We start from the raw sequence: 517 nt of genomic DNA on the forward strand, positions 1-517 counted from the left end.
CTTGAGCCGTTTGTTATATGTTTGCTTACACCTTATCTGCGAAGTAAGCCATGATTTCTTCTGTGGTCATTTCTTTGGTTTCATTAGCAAAACAGTAATAACTTGGGCGCATATCACTAAAATACTGCATGTCCATTTCCAAGTCTTTTAAGTTTGGAAATAAACCCACTGGCATATTGTACTCACCAGTTTCTTTAAATTTGTAAAACAGATGAGTTCCACATTCAGAGCAGAAACCACGAGAAGCCCAAGAAGATGATTTGTATATTTTAACCTTATCATCACCTTCGATCTTTACTTGAGTGCCACATTTCACAGCAAAGAATGGTGCTCCACCCCAAGTTCTGCATGATTGGCAATGGCAGACAGTAAACTTAGGATTAACGTTTTCAGCCGTAATTTTTACCGCGCCACAAAGACAATTAGCCTCAGCATAAGACATTGAGATAACTCCTAAATTGATGAAACATATAACGCCCGGCTAAGGGGTTGACAACGCACCGCCGAACTCAAAAAA

At 39.5% G+C, this 517-nt stretch carries 1 protein-coding gene; it reads right to left on the reverse strand.

Going from position 1 to position 517, the window contains the following annotated elements:
• Positions 1-25 precede the first annotated feature (25 nt).
• Entirely contained in the window at positions 26-442 is a 417-nt protein-coding gene (locus PL85_RS18675) for a GFA family protein (RefSeq protein ID WP_094167963.1), read from the reverse strand.
• Positions 443-517 lie beyond the last annotated feature (75 nt).

The sequence above is a fragment of the Vibrio anguillarum genome (assembly GCF_001989995.2).
Lineage (GTDB): Bacteria > Pseudomonadota > Gammaproteobacteria > Enterobacterales > Vibrionaceae > Vibrio > Vibrio anguillarum.